At 41.4% G+C, this 23,093-nt stretch carries 15 protein-coding genes; 1 reads left to right on the plus strand and 14 read right to left on the minus strand.

The features are described 5' to 3' along the window. Positions 1–91 precede the first annotated feature (91 nt). The 4 genes from JMN32_RS23320 to JMN32_RS23335 all read right to left on the minus strand — a co-directional run bounded on the left by JMN32_RS23320 (position 92) and on the right by JMN32_RS23335 (position 10,154). Positions 92–3,961, minus strand: a complete 3,870-nt coding sequence (locus tag JMN32_RS23320; protein WP_202858796.1) for a pectate lyase family protein — start codon at positions 3,959–3,961, stop codon at positions 92–94. Between the two features lie 340 nt (positions 3,962–4,301). After that, on the minus strand, positions 4,302–5,321 hold the full coding sequence (locus JMN32_RS23325) for a pectinesterase family protein (protein ID WP_238354597.1): 1,020 nt from the start codon (positions 5,319–5,321) through the stop codon (positions 4,302–4,304). Between the two features lie 89 nt (positions 5,322–5,410). After that, positions 5,411–7,027 carry a RagB/SusD family nutrient uptake outer membrane protein gene (locus JMN32_RS23330; protein WP_202858797.1) on the minus strand — a complete coding sequence of 539 codons (1,617 nt, stop codon included), beginning with the start codon at positions 7,025–7,027 and terminating at the stop codon, positions 5,411–5,413. Between the two features lie 10 nt (positions 7,028–7,037). Then, positions 7,038–10,154 carry a SusC/RagA family TonB-linked outer membrane protein gene (locus tag JMN32_RS23335; protein ID WP_202858798.1) on the minus strand — a complete coding sequence of 1,039 codons (3,117 nt, stop codon included), beginning with the start codon at positions 10,152–10,154 and terminating at the stop codon, positions 7,038–7,040. Positions 10,155–10,817: 663 nt separating this feature from the next. On the opposite strand from JMN32_RS23335, the gene JMN32_RS23340 reads away from it, so the two are divergent. Further along, positions 10,818–11,858: a LacI family DNA-binding transcriptional regulator gene (locus JMN32_RS23340; RefSeq protein ID WP_202858799.1), complete on the plus strand. Its 1,041-nt coding sequence runs from the start codon at positions 10,818–10,820 to the stop codon at positions 11,856–11,858. Between the two features lie 6 nt (positions 11,859–11,864). Here the strand turns inward: JMN32_RS23340 and JMN32_RS23345 are convergent, their stop codons facing one another. From JMN32_RS23345 to kduI, 10 genes are read right to left on the minus strand one after another with little or no spacing between them, the layout of a single operon-like run. Continuing rightward, positions 11,865–13,481: a UxaA family hydrolase gene (locus JMN32_RS23345; protein WP_202858800.1), complete on the minus strand. Its 1,617-nt coding sequence runs from the start codon at positions 13,479–13,481 to the stop codon at positions 11,865–11,867. Further along, complete coding sequence (locus JMN32_RS23350; RefSeq protein WP_202858801.1) at positions 13,474–14,943, minus strand: tagaturonate reductase; 1,470 nt, start codon at positions 14,941–14,943, stop codon at positions 13,474–13,476. The genes JMN32_RS23345 and JMN32_RS23350 overlap by 8 nt, the downstream gene beginning before the upstream one ends. Before the next feature lie 23 nt (positions 14,944–14,966). After that, complete coding sequence (locus tag JMN32_RS23355) at positions 14,967–16,262, minus strand: TRAP transporter large permease (protein WP_202858802.1); 1,296 nt, start codon at positions 16,260–16,262, stop codon at positions 14,967–14,969. Between the two features lie 5 nt (positions 16,263–16,267). Beyond that, positions 16,268–16,726: a TRAP transporter small permease gene (locus JMN32_RS23360; RefSeq protein ID WP_202858803.1), complete on the minus strand. Its 459-nt coding sequence runs from the start codon at positions 16,724–16,726 to the stop codon at positions 16,268–16,270. Between the two features lie 3 nt (positions 16,727–16,729). Then, positions 16,730–17,710, minus strand: coding sequence for a TRAP transporter substrate-binding protein (locus JMN32_RS23365; RefSeq protein WP_202858804.1), 981 nt, complete (start codon positions 17,708–17,710; stop codon positions 16,730–16,732). A gap of 6 nt (positions 17,711–17,716) precedes the next feature. After that, positions 17,717–18,388, minus strand: coding sequence for a bifunctional 4-hydroxy-2-oxoglutarate aldolase/2-dehydro-3-deoxy-phosphogluconate aldolase (locus JMN32_RS23370; protein ID WP_202858805.1), 672 nt, complete (start codon positions 18,386–18,388; stop codon positions 17,717–17,719). A 7-nt stretch (positions 18,389–18,395) separates the two neighbouring features. Next, the gene (locus JMN32_RS23375; RefSeq protein WP_238354598.1) at positions 18,396–19,406 is read right to left on the minus strand and encodes a sugar kinase; all 1,011 of its coding nucleotides are present in this window, start codon (positions 19,404–19,406) and stop codon (positions 18,396–18,398) included. Positions 19,407–19,438: 32 nt separating this feature from the next. Beyond that, positions 19,439–20,875: a glucuronate isomerase gene (gene uxaC, locus JMN32_RS23380; protein ID WP_202858806.1), complete on the minus strand. Its 1,437-nt coding sequence runs from the start codon at positions 20,873–20,875 to the stop codon at positions 19,439–19,441. After that, the gene (locus tag JMN32_RS23385) at positions 20,865–21,653 is read right to left on the minus strand and encodes a gluconate 5-dehydrogenase (protein ID WP_202858807.1); all 789 of its coding nucleotides are present in this window, start codon (positions 21,651–21,653) and stop codon (positions 20,865–20,867) included. The genes uxaC and JMN32_RS23385 overlap by 11 nt, the downstream gene beginning before the upstream one ends. Before the next feature lie 2 nt (positions 21,654–21,655). Then, entirely contained in the window at positions 21,656–22,492 is an 837-nt protein-coding gene (gene kduI / locus JMN32_RS23390) for a 5-dehydro-4-deoxy-D-glucuronate isomerase (protein ID WP_202858808.1), read from the minus strand. Positions 22,493–23,093 lie beyond the last annotated feature (601 nt).

The raw sequence follows: 23,093 nt of genomic DNA on the forward strand, positions 1-23,093 counted from the left end.
CTCAGAAGCTCCTTCGCTATCCTGGTCGGTGACCATAACAATGGTTAACGCAAGCCCCTGAGACATGCCTCTATCATCCTCAAAACAATGTTTACTGCACGATCAATCGCATTTTTCTCAAACTACGTTCCTCATTTTGTATACTTAATATATACACTCCATTTTTCAATTTATCGTTTTCATAAGTAACAGTGTTCATTCCTTTGGTGTAGCGTGCATCTCCAAACTGCCCTACCATTCTTCCTCTCATATCATAAAGTTTGAATGAAAGGTTTTGATCCCTCTCAATGCCAAATGATATGGACACTGACTTGCTAAATGGATTTGGATAAGCCTCAAATCTCGTCAGAGCTTCCACCTCAGGTACAGGCTCATCACCTGTCAAGCGTGCAGCAGCAGTTGAAGAAAGTACAGAGATCTTCCCTACCCCTACATTGGCCGGAACATTAGCAGCTACTGTATTGACATCATCTACCGAATACTGGTATGGCAATGTTGATGAGTTCCACCAGTTACAACCTGTCTGAGAGATATCTACATCACCCGTTGAGCCCGTAAACAAATTGTTACTCTCACAGATATATCCGTTGGGCATTCCATCCACAGGAAATTTATCCGTGCTCATTGGCAGCTTAACATTATTGTAGTGGCAACCTTCAACTAATGCATGTGCACCTATTCGGGCGGCTATGCCATAATCACCAATACCATCAAAATAATTATTGAACATATGAATAGCACCATACCTTATACTAGGGTTACGACCATCGGTATCTTTGAAATAATTATGATGATAAGTAATCCTCATCTGGCTATCCGTAGCCTGCTGACCTGTATTATTGGTATGCCCGATCAGGGAACATTTCATATGGTCATGCAAATAGCACCATGACACAGTCACATACCTTGAACCTTTTTTGATATCCAAAAGACCGTCATAAGTATCCACGCCAATGCCACTACCAATTTTGCTATGGAATTCACAGTGATCAACCCAAACGTGACTGCAGCCATCAATGGTAAGCGCATCGTTAGGGTAAAGCACTTCCCTGATCTTAATATTACGAACGATTACATTGTTGTAATCCCTGATATTGAGCCCAACATTCTGTAGCTCTGCGGTGCTACCCAATCCAAGAATGGAAATATTTGCTCCTCTTTTGATGGTGACTAAAGTACTAGATGATGAGGTAATCCTACCGTTAATATAAACGATCTCAGCATTGTAGTTATCCTCACGAGATGCCGCCCACGCTTCCAATTCAGCCAGATTACTGATAGTTATAACATTACCTCCTTCTCCACCTGTAGTGGTGGACATACCATCGCCAGGTACGGTTGCAAAACCCATCATTTCGTTATTAATTCCTGAACCTGAACTTACAGGTCTTGCTCCCGATGCATTTGAATTTACAAAATCACCGTTTTCATCTCTACCCTTAATCCAATAGTAATATTGCGTACCATTGTTGACAGTTTCATCTGTGTAATTATTAATCCCCGAACCTACAATGGCTATTCGGCTGCGACCAGATGGATCACTGTCCGTATCACGGTAAACCTGCTGAGCATATCCACTACCCAATCCATTGGAACTCCAGTTCAGTGAAACCTGTCCATCTCCAGCCAAAGTTGTAAGATTAACTGACGCTGAAGAGCCCGTGCATGATGCAGCTGAAACAGAAGAACCTGTTACTTGCAGGTAATCAATATTGCCTAAAGCACTACCCGTAGTTGATATTATGCTGATGTCACTGGTTCCACTTGACAGATTTATATTGGCCGAAACAGTTGCCCAAGTTGCCCAAGCTCCTGTAGGTGGCATACTTAAACCGGAAACGACTATATTGCCATTAACCAGGATGTTGGCAGGTCTATCAGAACCAGAACCATTTGCATACCGGATCTCTAAGGTTGCCTGCCCGGAAGAAGCATTTACTTTATAGTGAACACCATTACCTAAAATATTTTCCGTATCAGCAAACCCTGTCCCCGTATATCCACTATGCACATTGTCTACCATACCATCGACATTGCAGAAACCTATTTCACTTTCCTGAAGGATTATAGTATTATTACTCTGCGGAGGGTTATTTGCGCCTCCTCCTATCTCTATCCAATCGATATCAGCACTCTCACCGTCCGCATTAGTAATCAATGTTATGGTGTTACCTCCACTCTGTAAACCAGCCGTGAAAGTAGCCGTAGAAAACCCACTACTTGCGGTTTCAGGTAAGGACACTGTCTGACGACTACCATTTACATCCATATCCACCGATGTATTCATGGATGCTTTTCTGGTATACCTTAAGGTAATAGCATACTGCGAAGATGATGAGGCTGTATAATTCCACACAATACGCTTATCAGGGGAATTGCTCAAGTTAATGGCCTGCCCATTATCAGCACTACTGTAAGATTTTATTGATCCTTCATACGACACCAAACGCGAATCAGTGTCTTCTATACGATCGCCTCCACCTGATGGAGGGGGGGCACTTTCTGTAAATACTGCAGTAACAGATTTATTCGAGTTCATAAGAATGGACACAGTTGTGTTGCTTCCACCAACATCACCTGTCCAGTTACTGAACGACCAGCCCTGAGCCGGTGTGGCAGTAATAGTAGCAACAGTGCCTTCATCGTAAGTCCCCGCCCCTGAAACGGTACCGGAACCAGATACACTGGTGGTTAAAGTATAGGTATTTCCTGATGGTGGAGTCGTTCCTCCATATTCTATTGCTCCCAAATCCGGAGCAGAACCGTTGGAACTAACGCCTGATACACTGCAGCCCTTATCAATAAGAGCACTTGAAGAAGTCAGGTTCAAAAAACCATTTGAAGTAGGGTTTGAGTTTGATGCGGGGGTTAACGTCTGAAAATCAGATGGACTCGTCGAAAGCGTCCAGTTGGTATCCGTATCATCCAGTGCGTTGCAGGTAAGGGGCGAATCCCCCACAATTCTGTCCGTATGTCCTCCATTTAGCGTAATACAGTTTCTAAATGTATGTGAAGCATTGTCCCTGGTATGGTAATTATAACCATCATTGTCATATGATGTCAGGTTGTAAAATTTAATATTTCCTAAGTTACCATTGTCGGTAAACCCATGTTTACCATTACTATAAGCTATACACCTGCGCAACTCGTGATCTATATTGTGAGCTGAAGACCCCAGCTTGAAACCATTCTTATCTCCACCTCCTGAAGTAGTACCATCCGTAAGTGTTCCATTGTTATGAGCGATACAATTTTCAAACAATATCTTACCAATAGGCCCTGTATCAGATTTGGTATACAAATCCCATCCGTCGTCAATATTATGGTGAGATACACAATCACGAAATATATTTCCGGTTCCGCAAGTAAGTTTTGCAGCAAAACCATCAGCATTCTCGTTGCCAGGGTCTTTGTTATCATATGCTTCACAGCCAACGATCAGGTTGTTGGAAGGCCATTGACTGATGCTAGTGGCACTTGTATTGAAGCGGCTAAGCTGAAGCCCTGTATCATTATTCCTTCTGAATATGCAGTTTTCAATGATGTTGTTATTTCCAGATAATAACATCCCATTGTCCCCTGCCCTTTCTATGGTTACGCCTTTCCAATGCCAATAATCTCCATCCATGACAATTCCACGATTAGATGAACTAACTACATTGTTAAACTGTAGAACAGGGTTCTCACCAGAATAGGCAAATACTCTTATTCTTGCGCTGGAGTTTCCGTTTTTGGTAATCACTAAAGGAGTTGAGGATATGACATGCACACCTCCTCGCAAGTATATGTAATCTCCTGCAGAGACTACATCAACGGCCCTTTGAAGGGTTCTGAATGGACTCGAAGCTGATGTTCCAGAATTAGAATCGCTTCCATTGGTGGCCACATAATAATCGGTCCCCATGACACTGGTCCATGAGAGCGCGAATAAGAGTGCTACAATTAATGTTGTTTTTTTCATAGGATATAGGTTTAGGTGAAATGTTTATTTATTGTCACATAGACATTTGGTTTGTTTTAAAGAATTCCGTGTAATTTCCCGGCACGGTGCCTCCGGTTTTAAGATGCTTTCAATGAAAAGTTCAAATTGCACGCATAATCACCGGATACATCTACAAGCCTGCTATAGGATTTTAATGATGTATTCGGATTAACTTGACTTCTATTAAGGAGTACTCAATAATTAGTTCCTATACCATTGATCCATGAGCATGGTGGTAAAGGTGCTTGTGATTGGTGTCCGTTTTTTCATAACATATGGGGTTTTGGTGAATTGATAATTCTACAGCCGTACAGGCAGCTTACATAGTTTTTGGAGGCAAATACCACGGATCTTCTGATTCCGAACCTCCGGTTCCTAGTATATTTTCAATGGTATATTTTGCTACCTCCAACGAATCTAGTTGGTGGGACCAGCCCACCCTGCTCTCTGGTTTAAAACCTGGGCCAGTACATTTATACTCTGCATAAAATGCATGATTGTCCTCTTCTCCTGACCACATACTCCATCCCTCCTCAACCACATGATCTCCGATTACCGTCTCTACAAAAACAGTCTTGGCATACTTCCTCCAGGGCCTGCCCAAATAAACTTTGCTTACATGCTCATCTGCGGTAAGGGTGCAGTGTGCAAAAGCATACCCAAAGGGCTCATGCTGAGGTGTAGAAGCTGCAGTGATATAAGAGTCTGCTTTACTATGGATGGTGCAATTGGAGAATAATGCAGTAGCATTACCAAAAATAAAATCCGTTGTGCCCTCAATGTAACATTTATGGTAGTACTGCCTGAAACCTTCTCCCGAAGTATACAGCGTATCCTGATTCCCTTCAATGTTACAATTCTCAATCATCACTTTATTGGCGCTAACAGAAAGTGCTATAGCTTGCCCTACATCACCTGCTGTATTTCTAATGGTGAGATTGGATGCATAAAAGCTGCATCCTTCTACCGATAATGTTGCCGTATGAAAGGTACTGTTCCTTCCTAAGTCAATTTTTTTAAAGTGGTCATCATAGGTAATGATTGTTTTCTCCTTGTCTTCACCAATTAGTGATATATTTGGGTTCCAGGCGTATACCTTTACTTTTTCTCTATAGACACCATTTTTTACTTTGATAATTACCCTTTGGTATGGGAATGCTTTCGAACTGTTTATAGCTTCCTGGATACTGGTGTAATCACCACTACCATCCCGAGCCACCACTTTGTAGTAATCTGATACGGCTACTTCATGGCACTCACCGCCTGACATCATTTCTGATCTGGAGGCTGCCGACAAGCAACAAAGACTCGATATCAAAAATATTCTTACTTCATTCATCTGGCATTCATTTGAGTGTTGATCCGGACAAATGGATCAATAAGTTTGAGCCACCTGCCCGGAAACCTTATCAACAATTATGAGGCGTTTTATTGATAGGCTGGATTCTGTGGAAAATCTCTGTTTTGATTTAGATCAAGTGCCTCCTGCGGTATTGGCCTAAGGATCTTCATCTCTCCGTTGGCTCCAACAAAATTACTTTCCTCTATCAGGTAATGATGTGCTGACGCTCTTTCTACCAGTTTTCCTGTACGCTTAAGGTCAAACCACCGATGATACTCTCCTAGCAACTCACGCCCTCTTTCATCCAGGATGTAATCGATATCAAATTCAGCCAGTGTAGCCTCTGCAACCCCTGCTCTATTTCTCACTTCATTTAACCTCAACAAGCCTGTAGCAGGATCTCCACTTTGCAGATAGGCTTCGGCAGCGATCAAATAAGTATCTGCCAATCTCGACAAAATAATATCTCTTGAACTCACCCTTCCTTCACCAAACAAAGCATTGGGGTCATCAAATTTGCGCACAGGAATTGTTTCATAATCAAAGTTTCTGCTTACAGAAGGTACATATATGCCATAAGGATGGAAGGTTGCTTCAGGGTGTGCAGCCTCATACGCCGCCTGATCTTCCAGAGTGCTGGCCCACTTTGGTCCATAGTATTCAGTGACTGTAAGAGAACCATGATCTTCTACATCATAAAAGTCATAGTATCTCTCATAAACTGTAGTCATAAATGTACCTTCCCATCGCTCATCTCCCTCATCAAATAAGCTTATGGCAAATTGCGTCGGACACAAAGTATAGGTCCTGTAAGGTGCATCTCCAGCAGACTCTGAACCTCCCTGATAAGAACTAAAATAACCGGCCTGCATATTGCCTAGGTTGTAAGGGTCAGCACTAATGGACGCCTGATCAAACTGAACTGAAAATATAACCTCACTATTCATCTCATTACCGGGTACCCATAACTCTAAAAATGGAATGGTAAGCCCCTGACCTGCTATAGCGTTATCAGCATAAGTGGCTGCTGCAGAAAAGTCATTAGAAGCTCCAAAAGGCTCATAACCTCTTGTAAGATGTACTTTTGCCAACAAATGCTCTACTGCACGCTTAGTCACTCTTCCATCATATGTACCTGCTCCAACCCCTTTTAAGGCTTCTTCCAATTCGGAAATAATAAAGTCATAAACCTCCTCGGCACTACTACGATCAAAAGCTAGTTTAGGGTTAGAAATATATTCCGTAACAAGGCTTACCCCTCCATAAGTTTGTACCAGCAAAAAGTAAGCATTGGCGCGGAGATACCTGATCTCAGCTAAACGCTGATCTAGTGTACTCGTCTTCTCCGTCAACTCTCCATAATGTAAGGCCATATTGGCTACCTGTATAGCCTCATAACACGAGTTATATAGTTCTGCTATCCCTTCAGAAGAGGCTGTTAGCTGTGTATACTGGCTCAGGCCTGGAGGTTCTGCGTTTCTGCCTTCAGCATAAAGATCTGTACCGGAACAAAAAATATAGGCTTCTCCCCCATAGATCTCTCTTAACTGAGAATAGTTGGCATTGACAAGCGACTCAAAGCCCTCAGCAGTTATATAAAAATCCTCAGCAGTTACGCTTGACTTATTTTCCTCCTCAAGAAAATCACTACAGGAAGTTAAAATCATAGTGAGGAGTCCAAGTATAGATATAATATTTTTCATCTCTTTCATTTTAAAATTTTACACTAACTCCAAACTGATAAGTAACAGAGCTTACCCGTCCGATATTAAAATCAGCCGCAGCCCATTCAGGATCATATCCATCATAATCAGTGAATACAAAAGGGTTTAACACATTGGTGTAGACTCTGCAACTTTGTAATCCAAGCTTATCGGTTAGCTTATTCGACAAGGTGTAACCTAAAGCTATGTTCTTGACTTTCACGAAAGATGCGTCTCTATAATAGCCCACACCATCATTTCTCCAATATGAACCTTCATTTCTGGGCTGCGGATAATTATTTGAGTATTGTGCCGGCAAGCCTGCATCATTGGCAGGTATATACCAATCGATATCAAGCTTTTGTCGTCCTCTGTCTCGGGTATTGGTAAAGTTTGCATGAAAAGGGCTATACACATATACCCCTTGATTGGTAATCAGTGAAGCTGAAAGATCAAAGTTTCCAACTGTAAGTCTGGAGAATATGCTTCCCGTCCAGTCAGGGTTTGATGATCCTAATATCATGCGGTCTGCATCAGGATCATACTCGCCATTTCCATCTACATCCAGCAGTTTCTCCTGTCCCTCCTTCATGCCATATTCGGCAGCCTGAGTAGCCTCGTTGGCCTGCCATATACCAATGAATTTATAATTGTAATGAGCATCTATGGATTCACCTATAAACAGGCCGTTACCAACATCATCTACTTCATCTTGCCCATAGATCGATCTGATCTCATTGGTGTTTTTTGTGAATGTGAAAGTAGTCTCCCATGAAACTTTTTGAGTTCTTACATTAGCCGTGGTCAGGACTATTTCTACGCCTTTGTTGCTTACAGAACCAACATTTGCTCTAATAGTCTCCCAGCCTGATTCCCTGGGCAACTGCTGTTCCAATAACAATTCGTCAGACAAACGATCGTAGATATCCACACTACCAGTTATTCTATTGTGCAATAAACCAAAATCCACTCCCACATTAAGCTCCTTAGTCTTTTCCCAGCCAAGCGCTTTGTTCGCCAGTGCAGAGGGAAGCCACCCATTGGCATTGGTACCGTTAAAATCGTAGTAAGTCTGGAGGTCAAGTCCATTTTGTGTTGAATATGGAGCTATGATATTATTTCCGGTAAATCCATAACTAACACGTAATTTTAGGTTTGTCACCATTTCCTGAGCACCCATGAAAGCTTCTTCACTAATTCGCCAGGCTACAGCTCCCGAAGGGAAGTTATCCCATCTGTTAGTCTCCGATAGCAGGGAAGAACCATCCCATCGATTAGATAGTGTAAGCAAGTACTTTTCCTTGAATGTATAATTCAGACGAATAGCATAAGAGCTTAAAGTTTGCTTGGAAAATCCTGTACCCAAAGCATAGGTTCCCTGATCTCCAGACCCTAAATTATAGTAGCTTGTATTGAAAGGCATAAATCTGGAACTAGCAAAGGAATTCTCTGTAGTACTATAGAAGATGCTTTGCAAGCCAAGCAAACTGACATTGTGATCATCTCCAAAGTCTCGGTTGATATTAAACTGATTGTCCCAGGTATAATTAAAGTTTTCCGTTTTAGAAATCTCAGCGGAAGCAAGGTCACGGCTATTTACTCCCATATTGGTTTCTGCTCCCCATGACTTACCTCTTCTGGAAAGGTCAGCGCCACCAGAAAGAGTCGATTTGAAGCTAAGCCACTCCATTGGGTAGTACTGTACAAATACGCTTCCCACCCCATTCCATCTTCTGATATTGTCTACAGAGTTTGCTATTTCCAGAAGTGGGTTATAAGTACTTGTTTTATTGATCAGGTAATTGCCATCAGCATCAACAAGCTTTCCTGGCAAAGGGAACAGCTCTCCATCTAACCCATAAGGTGAAAGAAAAGGATTTAACCTGAATGCTTCCCTCATGGCCAGATCACTTCCCAAATCCTGATCGGTTAGAGCAATGGTAAAATTGGCTCCTGTTGAGAATTTTTCATTGATATTATTTACAAGACCAAACTTGAAAGTATACTTATCCAGCGATTCGTTTTCGATATTACCAGTTTCATTTTGAAAGCCAATCCCCAAATTGTACGAAATACCATTACCCGAAGTACCCGATGCTGAAAGGTAGTGATTCTGTTGAATTCCGGTTTTAAGTACGGCATCATACCAATCAAATACTTCATTATTATTGGCTCTTTTCTCCAATAAGCTGTTATTCGTACCGATAACCGCATCATATAATGTCTGTTCAGTAACAGTACCTGTATCAGGGTCTTTTCCTGCTGTTGCCAAGTAAGCAGACTGGTGATAGTACCACCATTTCTCTCCGCTCATCATATCAGGCAAGCGGGCGACATCCTTTATACCTACATAACTATCAAACACAAAGTTAACACCCGGCTTAGCGGTGGCCCCACTTTTGGTTGTGACTATAATAACTCCGTTTGAGCCCCTGGAACCATAAATTGCCGTTGAAGAGGCATCTTTCAAGATATCAATTCTAGCAATGTCCTGGGGATTAAGGAAGTCTATTCCATCCGTCGGTACGCCATCCACTACATATAAAGGGTCTGCATTAGAACTCATAGAGTTCTTGCCTCTAATGGTGATATCAAAACCATCGCCAATGCGACCGGTAGATGAAGAGATCTGTACACCAGCAACATTACCCTGAATAGCTTCCACCGGATTAGTAAAATTTCGCTCAGTAATGCTCTCAGCACCAACGCTACCTACCGAGCCAGTTACGTCAGATTTCTTTTGTTCACTATATCCTATCACAACCACTTCTTCTAACGTTTCCGAGTCAGTATCCATAGATACATCTATGGTTGATCTTCCATTTACGGCTACCTCTTTATCCGCAAAACCTATATAGGTCATTAATAAAACGGCATTATCGGTAGTAAGCCGAAGCTTATAAGTTCCGTCATAATCGGTTATGGTACCGTTAACTTCACCACTGATAGTGGACAGTTCTACAATGTTAACCCCTGGTAACGGAGCTTGAGTTTCGGTGTCAACCACAGTACCTTGGACAGTGAGTCCTTTCTGAGCATACACCTGACTTCCCGAGAATAAAGTCAGAAAAATAATAAATGATATAAGCCAGCTCATGGGCTTAATCATTAAAAGGTCGATTTTCATAGGTTAAGCTGTTTTTAGTATTACGGTTTTCGTATTTATCTTAGATTTTGACAAATATCCTTTCACTCTGATATTACCGTAACATTGCGGGGTACTCCACAGTATTGCACGGTTAAAATGGGGCTTTAAATATTATTTCCTCTACTCCATGACCTTGCAGCATCTTCTCAGGTATTTATTCGGTGACCTGATTATACCTTCAGACCACCAAACCAAATACCCCTATTCTAACTATTTACTTCCTGAGAGCTAAAAGTCCAAACCCAAAAAATGGACTTTCATTCAATCCCGGATTGATAACCTGTACAATTAATTCCCCTAAACTAAATACAGGCCACCCTACTGAGAAATATTCGTTAACAGGTTGAAATTAATAAGGCAATTTGATTTATGCAAACGATTACACTAAATAATTCAAAAAGCTAAAAAAATTCAAAAAACATGTCGGAATTATTAATAAAATGAAGCAAATTAAAAAGACAGCTTCCTAAAGATAGACGAATAACAATCAAAAAAGATTGCTTAATAAAACTAATTAAATATATAATTCAATTATAACAGGAATAAAAGATGCGTATATATTGTTTATGTAATCGATAACACACACATAATCAACAAGTTTATCCGTAAATTCCTTAAATTGAGCCAGCTTAACTTAATCAGATGAGTGAAAAGATAACTATTTACGACATAGCCAAGAAACTGAATATCACTGCAGCAACAGTTTCAAGAGCACTTAATAACAATCCACGAATTAGCGATACTACACGCAAACTAGTTATGGAAACTGCTGCAAGTATGGGTTACACACAGAACAAGTTGGCTCTGGCCCTAAAAAGTGGCAAAAGCAATCTGGTCGGTGTAATTGTACCTTACATAGACACTAGCTTTTTTGCTTCAATCATTAGGGGTATTGAAGAAGCATTGCACCCAGAAGGCTATAATGTAATCATTTGCCAAACTCACGAAACCGAGGCTAAGGAAATAGAAACTGTAAATACTCTTCTAAACGCCCAGGTAGATGGAATACTCATGTCGCTTTCAAAAACTTCCAAGGAAACGACTCATTTTGAGCATATCCTCAATAAAAAAATACCTCTGGTATTCTTTGACCGTCGAAAAAACATCAAGGGTGTAAGCAGTGTAACCATAGACGACTTTGAAGGTGGATATGTAGCTACCAAACACCTTATAGAGCAGGGTTGTAAAACGATTGCACACTTGTCTGGTGATTGGTCACTTGAAATATATAAGAATCGTTCCGAAGGATATAAACAAGCCTTACTGGATCATGGGCTAAAATATGACGAAAAGTATTTGCTTCACGTAAAAAGTGATACCGAGGCAGGGAAAAGCGCTGTAGATACGCTAATGAAACTTGACAAGAAGCCCGATGCCATCTTTTCATCAAGTGACTTTGTAGCCTTGGGAGCTATCCAGAGGTTGCAGGAATTGGGGATAAAGCTTCCCGATGATTTTTGTGTTGTAGGCTTTAGTAATGAACCTTTCACACAACTTATGGAGCTTTCCATTTCTTCTGTAGATCAGGCCCCACATGAAATGGGAAGAATGGCAGCTAAAGTTTTTCTTGATCAGGTTTCGGGTGTCGGAAAAGTTAAAATTGAACAAAAAGTAGAGCTAACCCCACACCTGATCTCTCGCAAATCGTCCGTAAAGCCGGTAGCAAAGAAAAAAGCTAAGTAGCTCATTCTATAGGGACACCCCCCTTTTCCATGGTATAAAGTCATTCTGATCAAGTTGCATTGCTTTGGTTTTAATCCGACCGCTGGCTACATCAATGATAAGATCTATTAATTGCTCAGCCATTTCTTCGATCGTTTTTTCACCACTGATGATGGCTCCCGTATCAACATCTATGATATCAGGCATTCTTTCTGCTAATTCCCTGTTGGATGAAACTTTGATCACCGGTACAATCGGGTTTCCCGTAGGTGTACCCAACCCAGTAGTAAACAGGATAATGTTCACTCCTGATCCGGCCATGGCTGTAGTACTTTCTACATCGTTGCCAGGAGTACAGAGTAACGTAAGCCCCGGTTCTGAAACATATTCACCATAATCAAGCACATCAACTATAGGCGAGGTCCCTCCTTTCTTGGCTGCACCGGCAGATTTCATGGCATCAGTGATCAAACCATCTTTGATGTTGCCAGGAGAAGGGTTCATATCAAAGCCTGATCCGGCATTAATAGCCGACTTTTCAAAAGCCTGCATTAGAGCCAGGAATTTATTAGCCTTTTCATCATTAACGCATCTATTGGTTAACTCTTGTTCCACACCACACAGCTCTGGAAACTCAGATAGCACTGCCTTACCTCCCAACGCTACCAAAAGATCTGAAGTGTGCCCTAACGTTGGGTTAGCCGAGATACCCGAAAACCCGTCAGAACCTCCACATTCCAGTCCAATAGAAAGTTTCGATAAGGGAGCCGGCTCACGTTTGATTTCGTTGGCAGCGGCTATGGCTTCATACGACTCCCTGATTACGGTGCTGAGCATTTCGTCAACCGTGCCCATTTTCTGCTGTTCATAGATCAGTAGCCTTTTTTGAAAATCTGGGTTAATAGTAGCGAGTGCATCTTTGAACACCTGTACCTGCAAGTTCTGGCACCCCAGACTCAGTACCGTTGCTCCTGCCACATTGGGGTTGTTCAGATACCCTGCCAATAACCTGGCTAAAGACTCTGAGTCCTGACGAATACCTCCACAGCCTCCCTGATGGGAAATGAAACGTACCTCTACGTTGTCAAATACTCTTTCCTGTTGAGGTTCCTTTACAAGTTCATCTTGCTCTCCGTCATTATGGATCAATGAGCGTAATAATAATCTGTATTTATCTTCTTTCTTATTTAAAAGTTCTTTTTCAAAGACTTCCTTTAGCAATTCAATATTTCTGTTTTCACAAAAAACCAGCGGAAAGAAAAGCCATATATTCTGCGTACCTACCTGACCGTCAGCCCTATGGTATCCCATAAATGACTTCCCTTTAAAGCGATCAACCTGCGGCGGAGTCCAATTGATAGTTCCGGTTTTCTGCGTCACCTTCGCCACATCATGCTGTACATTGGCAGTAGTGAGCACCTGTCCCTTTCCAATGGCATCCCCTGACTTCCCCACCAGCACTCCATACATAACTATGCTATCACCTTGATTAAGTGCAGATAAAGCTACTTTATGCTTTGCCAGTGTAGCATTTTGTATAGTTATCTCTTCTCCATCTACCTCTATGATCTCACCTTGCTGAAGATTTGTTAAAGCAACTGCCACATTATCCGACGGGTGAACTTTGATTAATTTTTTAAGCATGATTCACTTGAGCTTTATATACACTGTTCTTATAATTGAAGAAACCTTTTTCAATACCATTTGATATGATCTCCTCTAATGCAATGGTCAACATGCTCTCCAAGCCATTAACCTGAGACAGATCCTGCCCCCATAAGGCTTCGTTTCGAAGGCTGTTATGTACCACCTCCTCGATATTATCTGTCAACCATACCTTTGTAAAAAAGTCCTGTATCTCCTGATCATCCTGTACAGGAAGCTTTTTGCTCATCCATGTCCCCTGATAGAAACGTAGCAGACAAGCAAAAGAAAAAGTCAGATGGACAGGTAATTTATTATTGAGCTTTTGGTATTCTAAAATGCTGGGTAAAACCCTCACTTTAAACTTTGATATGGAGTTGAGAGCAATACTGGATAATTGATGCTTGATAAATGGGTTACGGAAACGATCAAAAACCTCATTGGAAAAATCTTCAAGTTCCGACCTATCCATTTCAAGTGTTGGCAATACCTCCTCAAAAACCGCTTCTCTTATAAACTCACCTGTAAACTCATTCTCAACTGTCTCTTTAACCAAAATATTACCATAGAGAATAGAAAGCGGCACCATAGCGGTATGTGCTCCATTCAAAATACGAACCTTTCGGGTTCGGTAGGGTTGCATATCATCTACGATCTTCACATCCAGACTAGTCTGCTCAAAGGGTAGCTTTTGTTTTAGCTTATCATCGCCTTCGATTACCCATAGGAAGAAAGATTCCGCTGTTACGATCAACTGATCTTCATAATCGAGCTGACTGCTATATAACTCGATTTCATCCTTTGGATATCCTGGTACAATTCTATCTACCAACGTATTATGAAAACTATTGTGTTCAATGACCCACGTTTTAAAATCACTTCCCAGGTTCCAGTCTGTCACATAACGGAGTATTATATTCTTTAAAGTATCTGCGTTGTAATTGATCAGTTCGCATGGGATAATGCTCAGTCCTTTGTCTTCTGCTCCTTGAAAATATTTAAAACGTTCATAAAGGAATACCGTCAACTTTCCCGGAAAAGAGGCCGGTGGATTCATATCCGGCGTATCCGATGGCAAATAGGCGATGCCTGCTTCAGTGGTATTGGATACCACAAACTCCAATGATTCTTCTCTAGCAAGACTGATATAATCTTCAAAACTTTGGTAGGGATCAATAGCCTTAACGACACTCCTGATCAACTCCTGCTGTTGCACTTCTTTTCCTTTTTGAAACCCCTTCAGAAAGAGCGTATATAGTCCATCCTGGTCGCTCAAAAGCTTGACCAGTCCCTTATCAAGTGGTTGTACCACAGCCACCCCTGCATTAAATCCCGCTTCATCATTTAATTTCTGAAAAGCGTAATCAACAAATGCTCTCAGAAAATTACCTTCCCCGAATTGAAGCACTTTCACAGACAATTCTTCTGTTATCCCTAGTCCCTTTCTGGTTAATTTCTTCATATCATATCAATTGAAAAGTTTTTTTATAAATCAAATAATCCGGGAAGCCAAAGGCTTAGTTGCGGAAAATATGTGATCAGAAACAATGCAAGTATCATGGCCAGAAATAAAGGCATCAAAGGCTTGATGACTTTCTCTATGGTAGTTTTTGCAATACCAACCCCTACAAAAAGTACCGAACCTACTGGCGGGGTGCATAGCCCGATGCATAAATTCAATATCATGATAATTCCAAAGTGTACGGGGTGAAGCCCAAGCTTGGTCACTACGGGCAAAAATATTGGAGTAAAAATCAATACGGCCGGTGTCATATCCATAAAGACCCCAACAAAAAGCAGTAACAGGTTAATGATGATAAGGATAACTATTTTATTATCACTGATACTTAAAAGTCCTGAACTGATATCCTGCGGTATATTTTCATAAGATAAAACCCACGACATACACATAGAAGCTCCGATCAATAGCATGACAACCGCCGTGGTCGCTGCCGAACTCAATAAAATATCTGGCAAACCTGATAGTGTTAGTTCCTTATAGATAGCGCCTAATATCAAGGTATAGAGCACTGCAATTGCAGAAGCCTCTGTTGCTGTAAAAATGCCAGCTACAATACCTCCGATTACTATTATTAATAAAAAGAGGCTCGGTAATGCGTCTACGAATGTTTTGAATACCTCTTTTAGTGAGCTTCGTTTTCCTACATTGTAATTCTTTTTCTTCGCCCATATCAGGGCGACTATCATCAGGAACAAGCCTGTAAGTATTCCAGGGATGTAACCAGCTAAAAACAGGGCCGCTATAGATGCTCCACCACTGGCCAGTGAGTAAACAATAAGGATATTGCTGGGTGGAATGATCAACCCTGTAGTGGCCGAAGTAATATTTACCGCTGCTCCAAACTCTTTAGAGTAACCCTCTTTCTCCATTTCAGGGCCCAAAATGCTACCCATAGCTGATGCGGAGGCCATAGCTGAACCCGCTATGGCCCCCATTAACATAGCGGATATAATATTGATCAATGCCAGTCCTCCTGGCAAACTGCCTACCAGTGTTTTAGCAAAAGCTATAAGCCGGTGGGCAATCCCTCCTTTATTCATTAGCTCTCCGGAAAGCACAAAAAACGGGATCGCCAGTAAAGCAAAACTATCTAACCCAGTGCCTATCCGCTGGGAAACCGTGGTAAACGCAGGTAAAGCAGGAATACTGACCAGCATGGTTAGCAGCGCTGAAATGGCTATACTCCATGCCACAGGAGTGCCTATGGCTAGCAAAGCAAGAAAACTACTAACGAGAACAAGTATTGGTAAATATTCCATGAACATTAATGATTTATCATATCGTATAGCTTATAATAGATGATCAGGATGCCACTGATTGGGATAACCGCATACACGGCTGCCAATGGCAGTTGCATGGCCGGAGAGTACTGTTCAAGTACATAGGTGATATATACCAGCCTTCCTCCCCCTATTACAAGTGCGCACAAACTGAACAAACTAACGAGCAGGTCAATAAATATTCTCAACCGCTTTTGTTGGGCCGCATTAAGTTTTCGAAGCAACACATCTATGGCTACATGGCCCTGTTTGCCCGAAACATAGGCCGCACCAAGTATCCCTACCCAGATCATTAAATACCTGGCCAACTCATCTGTAAAGGAACTTGGAGAGTCCATCAGGTATCGACTAAAGACCTGCCATAGTACATTGATCACCATCAATGCCATAATCAGGATGAGTGTGTTGGCAAGTATTTTATCTATTTTAGCTCTTAACTCCATAACTTAGTGTGTTGATTGGATTTCCCTGATGATTTCATAGAGCTTCTTATCCTTTTTGTAGCCTTCGTATATTCCCTCCACCTTTCCGGCAAACAGCTTCTTATCAGGTCTGATGATCTCGACACCGGCCTTCTGAACCATCTCCAGAGCTTCGGTCTCAGATATAGCCCATAGTTCTCGCTGGTATTTTACTGATTTATCTACAGCCTGTTTTAGCCATGTTCGTTCCTCTGGTGTCAGTCTGTTCCAAAGATGGGTGCCTATTACCAGTACGTCGGGCAGTAAAGTATGCTCATCAAGTGAATAATATTTGCAAACTTCATAGTGGCGTGACAAGTAAAAGCTTGGTGGATTGTTTTCGGCACCATCAACCACTCCTTGCTGGAGCGAGGTATACAATTCTCCCCATGATATAGGTGTTGGAGAACCTCCCAGGCTCGTCACCATATCCATGGCTGTAACACTTTCCATCACTCTGATTTTTAAACCTTTGAGATCATCTGGCTGGTTAACCGGGCGCTCTTTGGTATAGAAACTTCTACAGCCGGCATCATAATATCCTAACCCTTTGAGCCAGTATTGTTCGCCCTCATTAAGTAACTCTTGTCCTATGGGGCCATCCAACACTTTAAAAGCGTGCTCTCTGTCGCGAAACAAAAAAGGTAACCCTAACACTCTCATACCTGGAGCAAAATTTTCCAATACTCCAACCGACACTTTTGTCATACCCAAACTGCCAATTTGGAGTAATTCCAGACACTCTCGCTCAGTACCCAATTGCTGATTGGGATAGATCTCAATTTTTAATTTTCCACCTGAAAGCTCTTCCAGATCCTCTCCCATTTTGACCATGGCTTGGTGTACTGAATGACTTACATCAAGCGTATGAGCCAATTTAACGGTCCTGGTCTTTTTCTGCTGATTGCAACCGTTTGCGCCTATTAGTGCAACAAGGGTTAGCCATATGGTAAACGCACGCCTCATATTATATTAACTACCCTTAATTTTTTGAATAATGCCTAAAGTATCTCTTACTTTAAGTTCCAATGCTTTATAGTCACCACTGCTAACGATACTCTTCAGCACCAATTGAGATCCCATTCCTACACAGCTTACTCCTGCTTCAAACCAGTATCTCAGGTTTTCTTCAGTAGGCGAAACACCCCCGGTAGGCATAATATTAGTCCATGGGCAAGGTCCTTTGACGCCCTTTACAAACTCTGCTCCGTATACGTCTCCCGGAAACAGCTTAACTAACTCACACCCATACTCTTCGGCTTTGGCAATCTCAGTAAGTGTACCACAACCCGGTGACCACAACACTTTTCTTCTATTGCATGCTATAGCTATATCCTCTCGAAATACAGGGGTAACTACAAAGTTTGCACCCATTTGCATGTAAAGTGATGCAGCAGCAGCATCTGTAACCGAACCCACCCCAAGCATTAAATCAGGACATTCTTCTTGGCAGAATTTTGCTAGATCAGCAAAAACCTCATGGGCAAAGTCACCTCTGCTAGTAAATTCAAATAGTCGGGCACCTCCAAGGTAGCATGCTTTAACCACCTGTTTCACCACATGGGCATCCTCATGAAAAAACAGGGGCACTAAGCCTGTTTTTTCCATTTGTGAGAATACCTCAATCCTTGAAAATCTACTCATGTCGTTTTTATCTTTTTACGTGACCAGAATTATTGCCTGCCATTAAGCTTAGCACTTCTTCTTTTGAAACTAAATTGGTATCTCCATAAATAGTGTGTTTCAAGCAAGAAGCTGCAACGGCAAAATCAAGGGCTCTTTGCTCGTCAAAATGGCATAAGCCATAAATAAGAGCGCCCATAAAACTATCTCCGGCTCCAATTCGGTCAACAATATAGGTGATGTCATAAGGCTTTGAATTGTAAAGCTGCTTACCGCTATACAGCACCGCCGACCAAGTGTTATGTAATGCATTGATCGTACCCCGGTTGGTAACCGCTACCTTCTTTACCTTCGGAAATTTCCTAATCAACTCCTGACAAAGTGATACCTGTCGTGTCTGTTCAGTGTTGCCCGATGGCTCTATACCAAAATATTGTTTTGAAGCGTAATCTCCCGCCAGCACAACATCACACATAGCGACCATCTTTTCCATGATCTCGCTTGGCGATTTCCCATAATTCCAGAGATTGGCTCGGTAATTAAAGTCTGTTGATATGGTCAACCCCATTTGGTTAGCTTCTTCAATAGCCTCCATACACAGGTCGGCAGCCCCCTGAGATACCCCGGCGGTAATTCCTGACCAATGAAACCATCCAGCATCCTTAAAAACAGCCTTCCAGTCCACCATGCCCTTTCCAATAGTACAGAACGATGAAAAAGCCCGGTCATAAACTACCTTACTACCACGAAGAGAGGCTCCTTTTTCGAGGAAATAAATTCCCATACGGTCTCCTCCCCTTACAATATGATCTGTTGAAATTTTATGCTGGTGAATTTGAGCCAGAGCACAATCCCCAATATCATTGTCGGGCAACCTTGTCACAAATGCTGACTCCATCCCAAAATTGGTAAGGGTCGAAATTACATTTAACTCGCTCCCTCCGTAATCAGCATTGAAACCATGAGCCTGAGAAAACCTCAAATATTCTTTTGTGGATAACCTTAACAATACCTCGCCTATAGCAACTACTTTTTTCAACAGTCAGCCGGTTTATAATTTATAATCGTATGTTATAAGAATTCAAAATACTCTTTCGCGTTGTAGTAAGAGACATCCTGAACCATTTTACCTATCCATTCCATATCAGCTGGCAGTTCACCTCTGTTAATCTCGTCTCCTAGAATGTTGCACAATACCCTACGAAAGTATTCGTGTCTTGGAAATGACAAAAAGCTTCTGGAATCCGTGAGCATACCAATAAAGCAGCTAAGTAAGCCCATATTAGATAGTGCATTCAACTGCTTGGTAATACCATCTTTTTGATCCAGAAACCACCAACCTGAGCCGAACTGCATCTTGCCTTTTACTTTTCCATCGTTAAAGTTGCCAATCATACTGGCCATAACTTCATTATCTGCCGGGTTAAGATTATAAATGATTGTTTTAGCCAATTTATCTTTTTCATCCAAAGCATTAAGAAACCTTGACAGTGCTGAAGCCTGAGAAAAATCCCCGATAGAATCCCAGCCCGTATCAGGCCCTAACAAATTATTCATTCTGCTGTTATTGTTCCTTAGCGCCCCTAGGTGAAATTGCTGCACCCAGCCCAAGTCATGATAGGCTTCCGCCAGGAACAATAAAATAGCAGAATGGAATTTTAATGCTTCTGAATCTGATAATGAATTTCCTGACCTTCTCTTTTTAAATATCGCATCGATCTCCTGATCGGTAGAAGGCTCAAAATACATATGGTTAAGGCCATGATCAGACAGCCTGCAACCATTGCTATGAAAATATTGCATACGCTTGCTTAAAGCATCGCAGATATCCTTAAATGAATTTATAGAAATATCAGATACCTCTTCCAACTTATCTATGTAATCGTTGTATGCTTGATTATCAATAAGAATGGCCTTATCGGGCCTGAATGCCGTACTCATTTTTAAGACATGCCCGTTTTGTTTCATTTTTTGATGATACTCCAAAGTGTCGATAGGATCCTCTGTGGTACAAACCACCTCCACATTCATTTTACTCAGCAAGTTCTGGCAACTATACTCAGGAGTATTTAAAAGTCCAGATGTTGCCTCATACACGTCGGCAGCAGTACTCTCATTGAGCAGTTTATATTCATCAAAATATCTGGCCAGCTCCAAGTGCGTCCAATGATAAAGTGGATTACGCATGGTATAGGGCACAACTGAAGCCCATTTCCTGAATTTATCTACGTCAGCAGCACCTCCGGTAATATACTTTTCTTCGACTCCCATAGTGCGCATTGCCCGCCATTTGTAATGATCTCCATGTATCCACGCCTCAGCTATATTGTCAAAAACTCTATCATTGGCAATATCTGCAGGAGACAGGTGGCAATGATAATCGATAATGGGCATTTTGCTGGCAAAGTCATGATATAGCTCTTCTGCATAGCGATTTTCCAAAAGGAAACCGGAATGAATGAGTGCCTTTCTGCCATTAACTGATTGTATTGTTGTATTACTTTTCATTTGCCGGTTTACCTATAGTTGCTAATATTCCTCCATCTACATAAATAATCTGACCATTAACGAAGTTACTGGCTTCAGATGCCAGAAAGACGGCCGTTCCTGCCAGGTCTGAAGGTTCTCCCCATCGTCCAGCAGGAGTCCTGTTCACAATGAATTCATTGAACGGATGTCCATCCACACGTATAGGCTCTGTTTGCGCAGTCGCGAAATAGCCAGGCCCTATTCCATTGACCTGTATATTATATTTGGCCCACTCAGTGGCAAGGTTCCTCGTCAGCATTTTCAACCCACCCTTAGCTGCTGCATAAGCAGTTACGCTGTTTCTTCCTAACTCGCTCATCATAGAGCATATATTGATTATTTTTCCTCCACCGCGGGCTATCATTCTGCTTCCTACAAGCTGAGACATGATAAATGCTCCAACCAGATCTACATCAATAACCCTTCTGAAGTCAGCTATGGCCATATCTACAGCCATCTCACGCTTAATAATTCCTGCGTTATTGACCAAGATGTCAATCTCTCCCACTTCCTTTTCTATATTCTCTACCTGATCAGAAGCTAGTTTTTCATCGGTAATATCAAATATGTAACCGGTCGCTTTATACCCTTTACTTTTATAATAGCCAAGGGCATTTTCCAATTTTTCAGGGGTTGTGCTACTAATCACTAGTTCTGCTCCGGCTGACGCCAGCCCCTCAGCCATAGCCATGCCCAAGCCATGAGTACCGCCTGTTACCAAGACAATTTTATTAGTAAGATCAAATAAGTTCATCATTTCTATCTAAGTTCATGAGGTTCGCAAGTATCCATGTCACTATAGTCCAGGTTTTCACCTGCCATTCCCCATATAAAGGAATAATTGGAGGTTCCTACTCCAGAGTGTATGGACCATTCGGGAGAGAGTATCGCCTGATTGTTGTGCATAAAAATATGCCTGGTATTCTGAGGTTCACCCATAAAATGTGAGATAGTTTGCCCCTCTTTCAAATCAAAATAAAAGTAAGCTTCCATTCTCCTGCTATGCGTATGCGCAGGCATGGTGTTCCATACATTGCCCGGCAAAAGTTCGGTCAGCCCCATTTGCAACTGACAGGTTTCCACCACGCTGTTAACGATGAGTTTATTTATTATTCGTTTATTAGAATTGAGATCATCTCCCAGGTGAACTACCTCTGCATCTTTCTTTCCAACTTTACGGGTAGGGCATTCTTTGTGCGCGGGAGCAGAGTTGAGATAGAACAACGGTTGTCCTTCCCCTACCTTAGCAAAAGACACTTCTTTACTTCCTCTCCCCACATATAGGGCTTCTTTTTTCTCCAATTCATATTCCATGCCGTCAACAATAACCAGTCCCTTATCTCCTACATTAATAACCCCCAATTCTCTTCTCTCCAGAAAATAATCAGATTTCAAATGAGAAATAGTTTCCAACTGCACCTTTTCATTGGCAGGCATAGCACCACCAACGATATACCTGTCATACATTGAGTAGGTAAGGTTAATCTGACCTGAAACAAACAGGTCATCAATTAAAAAGTGTTCTCTTAGTTCGCTGGTACCATATCGTCTCGCATCCACCGGGTTTGTAGCGTATCTAAAATCTGAATTAGTCATAATTAAAAGTTAGTGTAATCGATTACTCAAATATATAAAATAATTCCTAAGGTTTTCAAAGTTTGATAAAAAAGTGAAGCTAAAACTGTCCGTAGCCATTTTAAAACAGACAGGACAAGACATAGTTTCTATCAATAGAAAACGGAAACTCAACACTTTAATCATTTATCTATCGATTAAACATTCACTTCCCTCATAATATTTAAAGAGACTATACGCGCCTCAAATGTTAAGAGGGTTTTCTTCTCAAAGTATCCTTATTTGTCAATTAGCAAAAGAGAGCGTAACTACTGGCACAATTACGACAATCATATTATAATTAAATCGATATTAAGCATCATTTTTTAACACATCAAGTATCATCATGCTGAATTTCACCTTTTACTCTACTAATAAAACAGGGCTAAACCAGTGCATTAAGTATCTGAAATTTTAATGACGGTAGCGACTAACATCATGCATGTATCTGGCTTATACTCCATATTGCTATATTGTTCACAGTAAAGTACATGACTAAGCGCCTAAACATTTTTTTGCGAAATTATTTTATTTAATCGATTACAATTCTATATTCAGAAATATATTCAAGGTAAAAACTGCT

This window comes from Fulvivirga marina, from assembly GCF_016775155.1.
Lineage (GTDB): Bacteria > Bacteroidota > Bacteroidia > Cytophagales > Cyclobacteriaceae > Fulvivirga > Fulvivirga marina.